Raw genomic sequence first — 605 nt, 5'->3', positions numbered from 1 at the left:
CATCACGAAATGCTAACTTCTTTTCCTGAAACAATGGCACGTTTTGTAAACCGTGTTTTTGCACAACCTTGTTATCAAGCTCTTTTTGAAGCGGGAAAAAAAGGGGGATATTCTTTTCTTTTCACCCTCCCCTTTTTTAAACTTATCCGTAAAGATCTTTACCAGTTTTTCTACACCCGCGCCTGTTACGTAATTAACGAATGGTGCCGTTTCTGCAAATTTTAAAGAATCTTGTTCTGGTATCCCTGCACGCACCAACTTTTCTTTTACGGCTTCAATAATTTCTATCCTTTTCTCGTTCTTACTATTGAACCTCGCCTCCACTACCTTTATGGCCTCATCCTTATAACAACTGTGATTTTCCATGTAGTAATACACCTCTTTCCAGAATGCGTTGTCCTTTACTACAGACATGTCAATCACTCCTTTCTTATCCTAGTACTACTAAACTTACAATTACCGCCACGACCATATAAGAAACTACTAATGCAAGGAATTTCTTTCGTAGATTTTTTACTTTTAAACGTAACTTTGTATTCTCTTTCGTAACACGCTCAACAAAATTTTCATTTATACGTACACGAGACTTGTACAAATCAACTTCT

At 36.9% G+C, this 605-nt stretch carries 1 pseudogene; it reads right to left on the bottom strand.

The annotated features are described in order from the left end of the window. Window positions 1-114: 114 nt before the first annotated feature. Window positions 115-414: pseudogene (locus tag KVT34_RS29675) on the bottom strand (hypothetical protein); the annotation flags it as partial. Between the last annotated feature and the right edge of the window lie 191 nt (window positions 415-605).

Source organism: Paenibacillus sp. GbtcB18, assembly GCF_019091125.1.
Classification (GTDB): domain Bacteria; phylum Bacillota; class Bacilli; order Paenibacillales; family NBRC-103111; genus Paenibacillus_F; species Paenibacillus_F chitinolyticus.
This window is presented reverse-complemented; position numbering and strand designations above follow the sequence as displayed.